General features: G+C 72.0%; 12 protein-coding genes. 7 read left to right on the forward strand and 5 right to left on the reverse strand.

Annotation, left to right across the window (positions count from 1 at the left end; genetic code table 11):
* The first annotated feature begins 9 nt into the window (after positions 1-9).
* From ACIGAQ_RS14155 to ACIGAQ_RS14170, 4 genes are all read left to right on the forward strand, one after another.
* Positions 10-375 (forward strand): Rv2175c family DNA-binding protein, encoded by a 366-nt coding sequence (locus ACIGAQ_RS14155; protein ID WP_094052488.1) that lies wholly within the window; start codon positions 10-12, stop codon positions 373-375.
* A gap of 264 nt (positions 376-639) precedes the next feature.
* Positions 640-1,299, forward strand: a complete 660-nt coding sequence (thiE, locus tag ACIGAQ_RS14160; protein ID WP_362280421.1) for a thiamine phosphate synthase — start codon at positions 640-642, stop codon at positions 1,297-1,299.
* A 126-nt stretch (positions 1,300-1,425) separates the two neighbouring features.
* Positions 1,426-2,349, forward strand: coding sequence for a methylenetetrahydrofolate reductase [NAD(P)H] (gene metF / locus ACIGAQ_RS14165; protein ID WP_399782466.1), 924 nt, complete (start codon positions 1,426-1,428; stop codon positions 2,347-2,349).
* Between the two features lie 56 nt (positions 2,350-2,405).
* Positions 2,406-3,341 carry a hypothetical protein gene (locus ACIGAQ_RS14170; protein ID WP_311687612.1) on the forward strand — a complete coding sequence of 312 codons (936 nt, stop codon included), beginning with the start codon at positions 2,406-2,408 and terminating at the stop codon, positions 3,339-3,341.
* 27 nt (positions 3,342-3,368) lie between these two features.
* On the opposite strand, the gene ACIGAQ_RS14175 is transcribed toward ACIGAQ_RS14170, so the two are convergent.
* The 5 genes from ACIGAQ_RS14175 to ACIGAQ_RS14195 form a co-directional block, all read right to left on the reverse strand.
* Positions 3,369-4,859 carry a phytoene desaturase family protein gene (locus ACIGAQ_RS14175; protein WP_399782470.1) on the reverse strand — a complete coding sequence of 497 codons (1,491 nt, stop codon included), beginning with the start codon at positions 4,857-4,859 and terminating at the stop codon, positions 3,369-3,371.
* Between the two features lie 454 nt (positions 4,860-5,313).
* Entirely contained in the window at positions 5,314-5,943 is a 630-nt protein-coding gene (locus ACIGAQ_RS14180) for a TetR/AcrR family transcriptional regulator (RefSeq protein ID WP_311687616.1), read from the reverse strand.
* Between the two features lie 47 nt (positions 5,944-5,990).
* The gene (locus ACIGAQ_RS14185) at positions 5,991-8,075 is read right to left on the reverse strand and encodes a YhgE/Pip family protein (protein WP_399782473.1); all 2,085 of its coding nucleotides are present in this window, start codon (positions 8,073-8,075) and stop codon (positions 5,991-5,993) included.
* Positions 8,047-8,865: an ATP-binding cassette domain-containing protein gene (locus ACIGAQ_RS14190; protein ID WP_399782476.1), complete on the reverse strand. Its 819-nt coding sequence runs from the start codon at positions 8,863-8,865 to the stop codon at positions 8,047-8,049. The genes ACIGAQ_RS14185 and ACIGAQ_RS14190 overlap by 29 nt, the downstream gene beginning before the upstream one ends.
* Positions 8,866-9,342: 477 nt before the next feature.
* On the reverse strand, positions 9,343-9,882 hold the full coding sequence (locus ACIGAQ_RS14195; RefSeq protein ID WP_399782479.1) for a hypothetical protein: 540 nt from the start codon (positions 9,880-9,882) through the stop codon (positions 9,343-9,345).
* Positions 9,883-11,216: 1,334 nt separating this feature from the next.
* Here ACIGAQ_RS14195 and ACIGAQ_RS14200 point away from each other — a divergent pair.
* The 3 genes from ACIGAQ_RS14200 (at position 11,217) to ACIGAQ_RS14210 (ending at position 13,435) form a co-directional block, all read left to right on the forward strand.
* Complete coding sequence (locus ACIGAQ_RS14200; protein WP_311687622.1) at positions 11,217-11,786, forward strand: SAV_6107 family HEPN domain-containing protein; 570 nt, start codon at positions 11,217-11,219, stop codon at positions 11,784-11,786.
* A gap of 161 nt (positions 11,787-11,947) precedes the next feature.
* On the forward strand, positions 11,948-12,754 hold the full coding sequence (locus ACIGAQ_RS14205; protein ID WP_362280442.1) for a methyltransferase: 807 nt from the start codon (positions 11,948-11,950) through the stop codon (positions 12,752-12,754).
* Positions 12,755-13,033: 279 nt separating this feature from the next.
* Positions 13,034-13,435, forward strand: coding sequence for a DUF3040 domain-containing protein (locus tag ACIGAQ_RS14210; protein ID WP_094052497.1), 402 nt, complete (start codon positions 13,034-13,036; stop codon positions 13,433-13,435).
* Positions 13,436-13,634 lie beyond the last annotated feature (199 nt).

Genomic DNA, 13,634 nt, shown 5'->3' on the forward strand with positions numbered 1-13,634 from the left:
CTGGTTTCCGTGACCGAGATTGACGCAAAGATCGATGCTCTCGTCCCTGCCTGGCTCACCCTCCCCGACATCGCCGAACAGTTCGGCGTCGAGGTGACGCGGGTGCGGCAGCTGGTCAAGGAGGGCCAGCTCATCGCCGTACGCCGCGGTGAGAACCGCGCGCTGCACGTCCCCGCCGACTTCATCGACGGGGACAAGGTCGTCAAGGGCCTGTCCGGGACCCTGACGCTCCTGCGGGACGACGGCTTCACGGTGGAAGAGATGCTGGAGTGGCTCTTCACCCCCGACCCGTCCCTGCCCGGCACGCCGGCGCAGGCGCTCCGTGAGAACCGCGGCACGGAGGTGAAGCGCCGCGCCCAGGCGCTCGCGGTCTGACCCGGCCGCGATCGGACAACCGCCCGGCACCGTGCGAGCGGGGCCGGGCCTGAACAACCGCCCGTGTGGGGCCGTGGCCCGCGGGGTCACGGCCCGGGGACCGGCCGCGCCCGTTCCGGCTCCCGGGGCGCCCCGGCCGAGGGGCGGGCGTAGGGTGCCGGGGGCGTCGTGGCGGGCGTGGGTCCTCCCCGCACCGCACACGCACCCGTACGGCACCGACGTACCGCGGGCACACCCGCGGCACCGACCTCCAGGGGGACATCCATGCCCGGCACCGCCGCCACCACCGCCCGCGCCCGGCTCGCCGACGCCCGGGTCTACCTGTGCACCGACGCGCGCAAGCGGCAGGGCGACCTCGCGGAGTTCCTGGACGCCGTGCTGGCGGGCGGCGTCGACATCGTGCAGCTGCGCGACAAGGGCATGGAGGCCGCGGAGGAGCTGGAGCACCTGGCCGTCTTCGCCGACGCCTGCGCCCGGCACGGCAAGCTGCTCGCGGTCAACGACCGGGCGGACGTCGCCCACGCCGCCGGCGCGGACGTGCTCCACCTCGGCCAGGGCGACCTCCCGGTCCCGGCGGCCCGCGCGATCCTCGGCGACGACGTCCTGATCGGCCGCTCCACCCACGCCGAGTCCGAGGCCGCCGCAGCCGCCGCGCAGGACGGCGTGGACTACTTCTGCACCGGCCCCTGCTGGCCCACCCCCACCAAGCCCGGCCGCCACGCCCCCGGCCTGGACCTCGTCCGGTACACCGCCGCCCTCGGCACCGACCGCCCCTGGTTCGCCATCGGCGGCATCGACCTGACCACCCTCGACCAGGTCCTGGAGGCGGGGGCCCGGCGCGTCGTCGTCGTACGGGCGATCACCGAGGCCGACGACCCGGGCGAGGCGGCGGCCGAGTTCGCCAAGCGGCTGCGGGAGAAGTAGCCCGGTCGGCGGCCCGGGAGCGGCGGTCGCCGGACTTGTTGTCCAAGGGGTGGACAACAAGTGGACAAATGGGTCAAATCGCTGCGCCCGGTTGGGTGACCGACCGCCCCTGGCTAACCTGCCCGTATGGCCCTCGGCACCGCATCCATCAGGTCGGACCACGCGCGCACCGTCCGCGACATGCTCGCGACCGGCAAGACGACGTACTCGTTCGAGTTCTACGCCCCGAAGACCCCGAAGGGCGAGCGGATGCTGTGGAACGCCCTGCGGCGGGTCGAGGCCGTGGCGCCCGACTTCGTCTCCGTGACCTACGGCGCCGGCGGCTCCACCCGCGCGGGCACGGTCAAGGCGACCGAGGCGATCGCCTCCGACACCACCCTCACGCCGATCGCGCACCTCACCGCCGTCGACCACTCGGTGGCGGACCTGCGCAACATCATCGGCCAGTACGCCGACGCCGGGATCCGCAACATGCTCGCGCTGCGCGGCGACCCGCCCGGCGACCCGATGGGCGAGTGGGTGCCGCACCCCCGCGGCCTGGCCTACGCCGCCGAACTCGTCGAGCTGATCAAGGCGTCCGGCGACTTCTGCGTGGGCGTCGCCGCCTTCCCGGCGATGCACCCGCGCTCCACCGACTGGGACACCGACGTCCGCCACTTCGTCGACAAGTGCCGCGCGGGCGCCGACTACGCCATCACGCAGATGTTCTTCCACCCGGAGGACTACCTCCGGCTGCGCGACCGCGTCACGGCGGCCGGCTGCGACACGCCGATCATCCCCGAGGTCATGCCGATCGCCAGCGTGCGGTCGCTGGAGCGGATCGGCTCGCTCACCAACGCCGCGTTCCCGGCCGCCCTGAAAGAGCGGATCCTCACAGCACAAGACGATCCGGCCGCTGTACGCTCCATTGGGATCGAATTCGCCACGGAGTTCTGCGCGCGGCTGCTCGCCGAGGGTGTGCCCGGCTTGCACTTCATCACGCTCAACAACTCCACCGCGACACTGGAAATCTACGAGAACCTGGGCCTGCACCACCCATCGCAGGCCTAGACCGTTCGCACCGGTATACGACACACTGCGTAGCGGCCACTGGGAGAGGGGCGTACATGGGCTGGGCGGTCCTCTACATCGCGTTCGGCATCGTCGCGCTGTGGCTGCTGGGCGAGGTGCTGCTGCAGTACAAGGCGCGGCTGCGCTGGCGGCTGCTGGCCTTCGCGGGCTTCCTCGGCGTCGTGGTCGGTGTCCTGATCCCGTCCGTCGTGGTGATCGGACTGGGCGCTGCGGCCTTCGCGGTCGGGCAGACCTACGTCACCCTCTCCTTCCGCAGCGGCTTCGCGGCCGGCTGGGCGGTCAACGCCCCGATGTTCGGCGGCAGCAAGCGCCGGGGCCGCGGTGAGCGCGGCCGCCAGGAGCCGACCCTGGAGGTCTCCGGCCTGGAGGCGGCCGACGGCGGCTACGGCGACGAGCCCGGCGACCACCGCCGCGAGTCCGCCTACGGCCACGACGACGACTACGACCGCGACGACGTCTTCACCCCGGTGCGCACGGGCCACGCCGCCGCCGAGACCACCGCCGTCTACGAGCCGCAGCCCATGCCCGAGGACACCGGCTCCTACGGCGTCTACGGCGACAACGGCCACCCCCAGCCCGACGCCCGGCCGCAGGACCAGTACGCCGCCCAGAACGGCGACCCGTCCCACGCCTACGACTACTCGGGCTACGCCCAGCAGGGCTACGAGGCGGGCGGCCAGCAGCAGTACGCCGCCTACTCGGACCCGTACATCGGCTCGTCCTCCTACGGCGGGGCCCCGTACGACAGCGGCTACGGCGACCAGCAGTACTACGGCCAGCAGCAGGGGTACGGACAGGACCAGTACGCCGGGACCTACGGCGGCGAGACCCCGCCCGGCGGGGTGTGGGTGCCGCAGCAGCGCAACACCGACGAGTACGGGCAGGAGCTGCCGCCCGAGCAGGCCTACCCCTACCAGGGCGGCGGGCAGCAGCCGCACGGCAACGGCTTCGACGAGCAGTACCGTTTCTGAAGCCCCCGGCCCGGCGGGTCGGGCCGGTCACTGAGAGCCCCGGAACTCCGGTCCCTCCACGATCAGTCCCGCGACCAGCGCGCCCGACATGCCCGCGTGCGGCAGACCGCCGCCCGGGTGCGCCCAGCCGCCCACGGCGAACAGACCGGGCACGCGTGTGGTGTTGGACGGGTGCAGCAGCCGCCCCCCGGCAGCCGCCAGCGCCGGGACGGGCACCGCCCCGCCCTCCGCGCCCGTCGCCTCCGCGATCCCGGCCGGGGTGATCACCTCCTGCCACAGCAGACGCTCGCGCAGATCCGGCACGGCGCGCCCGGCGGCGGCGATCACGCGCTCGGCCGGAGCGTCGTAGGGACCGTCGAGCCGGGCGGGCACCACCGTCGTCAGCACGACCGCCTCGTGGCCCTCCGGGGCGGAACGCGGGTCACCGGGCCGAAGGATCGTCACGGTCGGTTCCGCGTCCGGAGCCGCCGTGCCGAACAGGGCCTCCAACTCGGCCTGACGGTCCGGGGCGTGCACCACCGTGCGGTGGGCCGTGCCCTCGGGGCGGGCGCCGCGCAGGGCGAGCAGGACGGTCAGCCGGGCGGCCGCGGGCTGCTGCGGCGGCACCTCGCCCTCGGCCCGCACCCCGTGGCCCGCCGTCAGCCGCTCCAGGACGCCCGGCGCGACCCCGGCCACCACGAAGTCGGCGGGGGCGAGCGTCCCGTCGGCCAGCTCGACCCCGCAGGCCCGGCCGTCCTTCTCCCGCACGGCGGCGACCTCGGCGCCGAAGTGGAACTCCACCCGCCGCGCCACGCACCGCTCGTACACCGCCCGGGCCAGCTCGCGCAGCCCGCCGCCCACGTACCACGTGCCGAAGGCGTGCTCCATGTACGGCAGGACGGCCGCGCTCGCCGGGGTGGCCCGGGGGTCCAGGCCCTGCGTGAGGGCGTACCCCTCCAGCAGGGCCGTGAGCCGCGGGTCGCGCAGCTCCCAGGCTCCGACCTCGGCCAGCGTGCCCGCCCGGCGGGTGCGCAGCAGGCGTTTGTGGGGCACCGCGGGGTAGGGCTCGCGCTCCGCCAGCACCTGCCAGTCGGGCCACAGGGGCTCCTCCAGGAGCGGGCGGCGGGTGCGGTCCCAGGCCTCCCTGGCCCGGACCAGGAAGTCGCCCCACCGCTTCCCGGCGCCCGCGCCGAGGGCCTCGTCCAGGGCGGCGACGACCCCGGCGCGCGAGGCGTTCGGCAGCGACACCGCCGTGCCGTCCGCGAACACGTGCCGTGACGAGGGGTCCACCTGGACCAGCTCGACGCACGCCTCCAGCGGCTCCTTGCCGGTCTTGACGAACAGGTCGCGGTAGACGGCGGGCAGCGGGAGCAGGCCGGGGCCGGTGTCGAAGGAGAAACCGTCCCGCTCGAAGCGGCGCAGGGCTCCGCCGTAGGTGTCCGTCCGTTCGTACACCGCCACCCGGTGGCCCGCGACGGCCAGCCGGGCGGCGGCCGCCAGCGCGCCCATCCCGGCGCCGATCACCGCAATCCGTGCCATGCCAGGGACTTTATCGGCCCCCGCCGACAGTCCTGCCGGGCCACCCGGCGAGTACGGGCGCGGGCGCGCTCGTGACCAGGCGGCGGCACGGCGGTGTGGGGCTGAGCGCGCAGGGCTGAGTACCCGTACCTAGTGGGGGAGTTGAGTACGCGCGCGGATGGGGCAGGACCTGCGCGGAGGAGAGAGTGGAGACACGGAGAGGGGCTCGGCTCCGGCACCGGCGACACGGGGCGCCGGAACGGGGCCGGCCCGCGATCCGCTCCTTCTGCCGACGGGTGTCGGCGGGAGCGAGGCACGGGGGAGAACCGGGGGACGACCGCAACGGGGGTCCTGCGGGGGGACGCACGGGGGAGCAGGAGAAAACGGGGGAGCAAGGAAGGCGCCGGTCCGAGGTGGCCCGCGGGGGACGCGGCCACAGCGGACCGGCGCTTTCACATGGGCGCCGGCCGCCTCGTCAGCGGCAGCCGCTGACCCGCCCCTGGAGCAGCCGGGACAGGGCCGCGTGGACGTCGTCCAGGGAGCGCTCCGGCTGGAAGGACTTCCAGTCGAGCGCGGCCACCAGAACCATGCCGACCAGCGCCGCCGCGGTCAGCGGCACATCGATCTCCTCGCTGAACTCGCCGTTGCCGACGCCCTCGCGCAGGACGCCCTCCACCACCGCGACGGCCTCCTGCCGCACCACCATCAGCGTCGACTGCCAGGCCCGGTTGGTGCGCCACAGCTCGGCCACGTAGAGCTGCGTGAAGGCCGGGTAGCGGTCGATGAAGACCAGGCCCGCGCGGATCATCGCGTCCAGGGCGTCGACCTTGCCGCCGCCGTCCCGGGCGGTGCGCTCGGCCGCTTCCCTGAGGGAGGCGGTCAGGAGCCCCACCCCGTGCCGCAGCAGCTCCTCGAAGAGGACCGACTTGCTCGCGAAGTTGTAGTAGACCGTGCCCTTCGCGACCCCGGCACGCTCGGCGATCTCGTCCACGGTCGTGGCGGAGAACCCCTGCTCGGCGATGAGCGTGACGGCCGCCTCGTAGAGCTTCTGCCGGGTGGCCTCGCGGCGCGTGCTGCCGCCCGACGCGGCACTGCTGCTTTCCATGGCCCTGATTGTCACAGGAACCTTTCCGGGAGATGTGCCGGTGGGGCTCACAGGCTCAGCTCCGGGTGCAGCCGGTCCAGCGTCCACACCTGGCGCCGGCGGGCCGCCACGGCGGTCAGCGCGAGGGCCCCGGCGGTGAACGCCGTCAGCACCACGCACGCGTGCCACACCGGTTCGAGACCACCGCCGGTGATGAGCCGCCGCAGCGCCTCGACGACGTAGCTCATCGGCAGGAACGGGTGCAGCGCGTTGAAGAAGCCCGGGCTGGTCTGCACGGGGTACGTACCGCCCGCCGAGGTCAGCTGCAGCATCAGCAGCGCGAGGACGAGGATCCGGCCCGCCGCCCCGAAGCGCGCGTTCAGCCACTGCACGATCGCCGCGAAGCACGCCGTCACCAGGAACAGGAAGCCCACCGTCCCGGCCGCCCGCACCATCTGCAGGCCGACCGCCCAGTGCAGCACCGACATCAGGGCCACCGTCTGCAGCACCCCGATGGCCACCACCGGAAGCCAGCCGGCCAGCGCGATCCGCCACGCCGAGGCCCCGGCGGCGAGTGCGCGCCGGTTCATCGGCGTGATCAGCATGTACGCCACCATCGCGCCCACCCACAGCGACAGCGGGATGAAGTACGGGGCGAACCCGGTGCCGTAGTTGGGCGCCTTGTGCAGGTCCTGGGAGGCGAGCCGCACGGGGTCGGCCATGACCTCGGTGCGCCGCTCGCGGTCCTGCTTGTCGTAGTCGGGGATCCGCTCCGCCCCGTCGTGCAGCCCGCCGGCGAGCTTGCCGGACCCGCCGACCAGCTTGAAGATGCCGCCGTTGAGGTCGTCCGCGCCCGTCCTCAGCTCGCCGACGCCCTCGTCCAGGTCGACGGCCCCGGTCTTGGCCTTGCCGAGCCCCGTGTGCAGCTTCTTCGCGCCCGCGGCGACCCGGGCGGCCCCGTCGTTCAGCTTGTTGATCTTCTTGACGGCGTCGTCCAGGTCCTCGGAGAGGTGGGGCGCGCGGTCGGCCAGCGCCTGGGACTGCTTCTGGAGGGTCGCGAGGTTCTTGTCCAGCGCGTCCAGGTCGCCGTCCTGGTCAGCGATCAGCGTATTGAGGTCGTCGGCGATGAGGGTCACGTCCGCCGCCGCTTCCTTCGCCTTCTTCAGATCGGCACAGGCGGCGTCGGGCACGACGGGGTCCTCGCAGCGCCGGGCGTGGACGTCGGCCAGCGTCACGGACGCCGCGCGGGCACCCTTGGCGGCGGTCGGGGCCCGCTTCACCAGAGCGTCCAGGTGCTTGCGGATCACCCCGGAGGAGTCGGCGACGAGCCGGGCCGTGTCGCCGATGGTCTTCTCGTTGCCCTTCAGGAAGGGGCGGACCTTGCCGGCGGTGCCGTTGACCTTGTCGGCGAGCGTCTGCGTGCCGTCCGCGACGCCCCGCGAGCCGTCCTGGAGGTCGCCGGCGCCCTTGGTGAGCTTCTTCAGGGCGGTGGAGAGCCTTCCGCTGCCGTCCTCGGCGTCCTTCAGGCCGTCGGCGAGGTCCTTGGAGCCCTTCTCCGCCTTTCCGATGCCGCCCTTGAGCTTGTCGGCGCCCTCGGCCGCCTCCACGGTCTTGCCGTGGATGTCGGAGAACGACACGAAGATCTTGTCCAGGAAGGACCGCGAGGTCTTCGTGGACGCGGCCTGCCGCACCTCGCCGAAGACCGTCCGGGAGATCTGCCCGACGATGTAGTTGTTGGCGTCGTTGGTGTGCACCTGGAGTGCGCCGGTCTCCGGGGTGTTTCCGGAGCTGGAGGCGATCCGCTCACTGAAGTCGGCGGGCATGGTGAGCGACAGGTAGTAGGTGCCGTCCTCGACGCCCCTGCGGGCCTGGGCGGCATCGACCTCACGCCAGTCGAAGGTCTTGCTGTCGCGCAGGCCCTCGGTGATGTCGTCGCCCGCCGTGATCTTCTTGCCGTCGGCCGTCGCCCCCTTGTCGTCGTTCACCAGCGCCACGGGGATACGGTCCAGCCGGCCGTACGGATCCCAGAACGACCACAGGTACAGCGCGCCGTACAGCAGCGGCAGCACCAGCAGCGCGACCAGTGCGGCGCGCGGCAGCTTCCCCCGCCCGAACCGGCGGAGCTCAAGCGCGGCCAGTCTCGGCGAGCGCATCGGCCTTCCCCTCTCCCTGATCTGCGGTCTCGTCGGCGGCGATCCGCTCGTTCCCGGTCTCCGGGCCCTCCTCGGCGTGCCGCTCGTCCCGGCTCGGCCCGGTGGACACCCGCAGGGCGCCGTCGGGGGCCTCGCTGCACACGGCGAGCACCGTCGTCCCGGCGTCCGCGAGGGACCTGAGCAGCGCCCAGGCCTCGTCCCGTTCGCCGTCCGAGAGCTTGAGGTCGGTGTCGTCGACGCCGAGCAGCCGGGGCCGGCCGACCAGCGCGAGCGCGACCGACAGCCGCAGCGCCTCCAGGCGCTCCAGGTCCCGTACGGCGGTGCGCGGCCCCTTGGGCAGGGTCTCCAGGTCGAGACCGGCGGCGTCCAGCGCCGCGCCGACGCGCCGCCCGGCCTCGGCCGCCCGCTCGCCACGGGGCCGTAGCAGGCCGCGCAGCGAGTCGCCGAACCGGCGCTGCAGCAGGGCACGCTCCCGCAGGTGCTCGCCGACGGTCAGCGCCGGGTCCAGGTCCGTGACCCCCGGGACGTGTGCCAGGGCGCTGACCCGGCGCACCGCCGCCAGCTGCTTCGGCAGCCGGGCGTCCCCCACCGCAGCCGTGCCCTCCGCGACCTTCATGCGCCCCGTCAGCGCGAGCAGCAGGCACGTCCGGCCGGACCCGGACGGGCCCTCCACCGCGACGAGCGATCCCGGCTCCGCCTCCAGCGAGATCCCGCGGACCGCCCACCCCCGGGGCCCCTTGACCCCGAGACCCTCGGCGGCGATCCGCACCCCTCCCGTCGGTTCCCCCACGAGACTCCCCAATATTTGAACTGACTGGTCAGTGCAAAAACTTACTCCGGACCCGCCGTCGAGGCAAAACGGCGTCGGTCTGTGGGGACGTGGGCCGGCTCTGCACCATGCGGGCGCCGGGCCGCGGCCTGCCGAGTCGGCTGGCTGAGGGGGCTTGCAGGCTTCGAACCTGGCCGCCACGAGGGGCGGGCTCTGTCGAGGGGCCCAGGCCTGCGTCAATTCAGGCACCGGCACGGAATTCATGATGGCGTATTCATCGGAACCGGCACCGCACCATCATTGCGACGGCATTCGTCGACAAATTCGGCAATGGCGGATAGTTACACGCCCTGGTATACCTCAGGCACTTGAGATGCATCGAATCCCACGGATTCGGATTCCTGGACGAGGGCGCCGGGCTCGCGCCGGGAATGTCTATTCGGTGGCGGCAACGGCTGTGCCGTCACGCGATACGATACAGCCCGCCACGAGTGAAGCTCAGTTACATCCGGACATCTCGTAAGTGTTGTCGACGACGACCGTGCTTCCGGACTTCATGTAGGAGTACGCCTCGCCGCAGCCTCCGCGCTTCTGGTAGACGGGCCCGGCGTACGTGCTGAACGTACCGAAGTCCTCGGCGTGAGGCGTATCGGTGAAGTTGTCCTTCAAGCGGATGCCCATGTACCGCGCGGAGCCGGTGTCGTTGAAGAGGACACCGCAGATGTACTTGTCGTACAGCTTGTTGGTGCCGCTGTACTTGCCGTTCCACCACAGGTACAGGGTGGCGTTGGTGCCGTAGCGTGCGGCGCCCTCGGAGATGGTGTAGCCGGAGCCGCATACGTTGGCGGCAGCCGCAGTGATAGTGGGGTTGGCTTCGAGAAGGGCTTTGCCGTCGGCGCCGTCGACCACCGTGAGGCCCTTGTTGCCTGCAAGCTTTACGACCTCAGGGTCCTTGGTGTCCGAGCCGGCGGCGGCATGAGCACTCGTAGCGGTTGCGGCGGTCAGGGCCAGAGCTGCTGCGGCGATGCTGCTGCGCATGACGGAACGCGTGAACATTGAGCTCCCTTGTCGTGCTCTCGGTTCGCAAACGGGTGCGACTATATCCCCTTGGAATGATCTGTAAAGGTCTGCTTGGCTTGTTTTGAGCCTCGCGGATACGGAACTCCGTCTTCCCTTTTCCGTCGGTATCACAGACGGCCAGGGCTGGCTTTCCGGGGGCTCGGCGGCGGGCGAGCAACTCCGACTGGCGCACCATGGCCCGCGCGGCAGTTCGAGGGGGTCAGAATTGGCCAACATGCCCAAGCGTGCCGTCCGGCCGGCCGGGTTCCTCCTAATGAAAACCGCTGATCAGGAGTCGGGGCGCATCGTGTCCGGAGACTTCGTCCGCACAATCTTCTTTTTGCCACGTGCTCGGCAAGTGTCTACTTCTGTCGGCACCACGCGTCTGTAGTGAGCGTGCGTTCAGACGGCCCGGCCTGACCACCCCCGGTCTCCGGATGCCACTCGGGGGAACAAGTGTTGAGACAACGCTGCATATGGCCGCCTTTGTCCCGTTGTGTCGAGACGGGGAGAGCGACGAGGTGAAGGTGGCATCCGCCGAGAAATCGGCGCCGCGGCTTGAGGCGCGGCGCCAGAAACACGTAGGCGCGTGTTCCCCCTGGATTCCGGTCCCGAGCGCGGTTGCCGTGGCTGTCCCGCAACTGAGTCCCCGAACGTATCGCCGATGACGGTCGTTCCGAGGCGGACGACGATCCGCCCGCGCCTGCGATGAAGTCGTTCCACCCGAAGATCTCCGGTGCCAAGCTCTACGCCGACGCCTTGCAGTGTGCCCTGTAGCGCATCAACGACAGACCCCCATGGTTTTGTCCGCACATCGATGGGCCTCAACAGGCACGTGTCGGGCCCGTCGGCCTGTGAAGAGCGAGGATCCCGCCATGCGGTACATGCGTTTCCTCAAAGGCGCCGCCACCGTCGCTGCGGCCTGCCATTCCCTCATGTACGCGGCCTACGCGGGGACACGTGAAAGCGGGGCCGCCGGTGATGACGACGCCTTTGGGTGAGTCCGGCAGCGCCATGCTGTCCGGGCCTACGCGCCTGAGTGGCTGCAGTTTTTTCGATCTTGAAAATGCGTGTGCTCGGCTCCACCCGGACCTCGGAGGGAACCTCCGGCGACCTCCTCGACGATCATTGGAACAGCCACATCGAGAACCTCTCAGCGATTACGGCGAAACCGCAGCCCGGTAGGCGTACCCTCCCGCCCTCGCTGGAAAAACAGCAGGTCAGATCGGATTGTCAGTGCCATACCTCACGATGGGTCACATACGGCACTCCGTAACGGACGCGCCGTCACACAAGACGACAGGAGGTTCGTCATGGCCAGCTACCACGCAGCAGCCGCCCGCCGGCGCCGCGCCACCGGCCCTGCCCCCTCACTGACCGGCCCGGCGAGCGACGTGCATCCCGTGCTGCGCCGGGCCTCGGCCCCGCCCGCCGCCCTCGACCTGCTCGCCCAGGCCCGTGCCGGACTCGACGAGGCCGCCGTCCTGGAGACCCCCAACGAGCGCTACGCGACGGCACACCTCGCCGCCCTGCGTACCGCCGCCGCCGTGCTCGCCGCCCGGGGCAGGCCGGAGACCTCGCCCCGGGCCCGGGCCAAGATCCGAAGCGCGTGGGAAGTGCTCCCCGAGATCGCGCCCGAACTGTCCGAGTGGAGCGCGCTGTTCGCCTCCGGCGCCCGGCGCCGCGCCCGGGCCGAGGCGGGCATCGAGGGCGCGGCCAGTGTCCGGGACGCCGACGACCTCATACGCGACGTGTCGATGTTCCTCCGCCTCGTCGAGCGCATGCTCGTCCTCCAGCCGGTGCTGCCGCAGCCCCGGCCGGACCAGGACCGGCCCGGCGGCCCGGAAGCGGGAGCGGGGGCGGACATGCCGGACGCGGGCTGACCGGGCGGAAGAGTCCCGGTACCGGGTCATCCCGGGTGCCGGGCCGGAGGCAATAGGGTGGGGGACGCCTGAAGTCTTCCCTCCCCCTGGCCGGGACCGGGGAAGGCAGCCCGTTCGCTCCGCCGCGCAAGAGGCGGTGCCGCGCCGAGGAGTCAACTGCCGTGTCGGACCCGATGCGACCCCGAGCCTCACTCCGTACCGCCGTGGTCTGGGAGGTCCTCCAGGACGCCCTGGACCGCCGGGTCAAGGCCACGGGCCGGGAGTCGCTGGACGTCCTCGACACCGGAGGCGGCAGCGGCAACTTCGCCGTGCCCGTCGCCCGCCTCGGCCACCGGGTCACGGTCGTCGACCCCAGCCCCAACGCGCTGTTCGCGCTGGAGCGCCGCGCCGCCGAGGCCGGAGTCGCCGACCGGGTGAAGGGGGTGCAGGGCGACGCCCGCGGCCTCTTCGACGTGGCCGAGCGCGGCGGCTACGACGCGGTGCTGTGCCACGGCGTCCTGGAGTACGTGGACGACCCGGCCGAGGGCGTGCGCAACGCGGTGGCGGCGCTGCGGCCGGAGGGGATCCTCAGCCTGCTCGCGGCCGGGCTCGGCGGCGCCGTGCTCGCCCGGGCCCTCGCCGGGCACTTCAAGGAGGCCCGGCAGGCGCTCGACGACCCGAACGGACGATGGGGCTCGGGTGACCCGGTCCCGCGCCGTTTCACCGCCGAGCAGCTCACCGCTCTGGCCGAGGGTGCGGGCCTGAGGGTCGGCGCCGTGCACGGCGTGCGGGTCTTCGCCGACCTCGTGCCGGGCGTCCTCGTGGACACCGAGCCCGGAGCCCTGGAGGCGCTGCTGAAGCTGGAGGAGGCGGCGGCGGAGCTCCCGGCCTTCCACTCCGTGGCCACCCAGCTCCATGTGCTCGCCGAGACCCGTGAGACCTCAGAAACCAGTGGGGTCAACGAGGCGCCCGGGGCCGGCGAGGCCTGAGCCGCCTCCTGGGGTACCGCCGCTGATCAGCGGCTTGGCTGGGGATGGAGTACGCCACAGGCCCCCCGAATGGGGGCTTGGCGCCGTATGATCGAGGGAGACCGTTCCGGCATGACGGGTCGGCCGCCGGGGAATGCAAGCCTCAGCGAGCCGGGATGTCCATGGCGGAACCCGGTTGGCCAATTGGCGTAGAGGGGCGGGTTTCACGGGGGCGATTCCCTGCCTATCCTGAAGGGACCCCCCGGGTCGCCCCGGCGACTGCACGATGAGGAGGACTCCGTGCCGCTCTCGGAGCACGAGCAGCGCATGCTCGAGCAGATGGAGCGAGCGCTGTACGCCGAAGATCCCAAGTTCGCGTCGGCGCTTGAGGGAAGCGGGCTGCGTACGTACACCCGGCGGCGGGTCTACCAGGCGGTCGCGGGCTTCCTCGTGGGTATTGCGCTCCTCATGGCCGGAATGGTCGCCAAGCAGGTCTGGCTCAGCGTCGTGGGCTTCCTCGTCATGCTGGGATGCGCGGTGCTCGCCGTGACCGGCTGGCGCAAGGCCCCCAAGCCGGGGGAACAGGCCGCCGGTGCCGCCGCGGGCCCACAGGGCCGCCGTCAGGGCCGGCAACGGCGCTCCATGATGGACCGCATCGAGCAGCGCTGGCAGAAGCGCCGCGACGAGCAGGGCGGCCATTAGCCCCGCGCGGAGCCTCTCCAGTACCCCATGAACCTCTCGTCAGGGGGTGACCACCGAGCCGTGGTCACCCCCTGACGCATGCGCCGGGCGGCAACCTTGCCGGTGCCGGTGCCGGTGCCGGTGCCGGCGCCGTGCCGTGCCGTGCCGGTGTTGCTGGTGCCGGTGAGGTCGGCTGGGCAGGCCGGGGCAGACTGGGACT

This window comes from Streptomyces sp. NPDC085932, from assembly GCF_044540525.1.
In the GTDB taxonomy this organism is placed as follows: domain Bacteria; phylum Actinomycetota; class Actinomycetes; order Streptomycetales; family Streptomycetaceae; genus Streptomyces; species Streptomyces levis.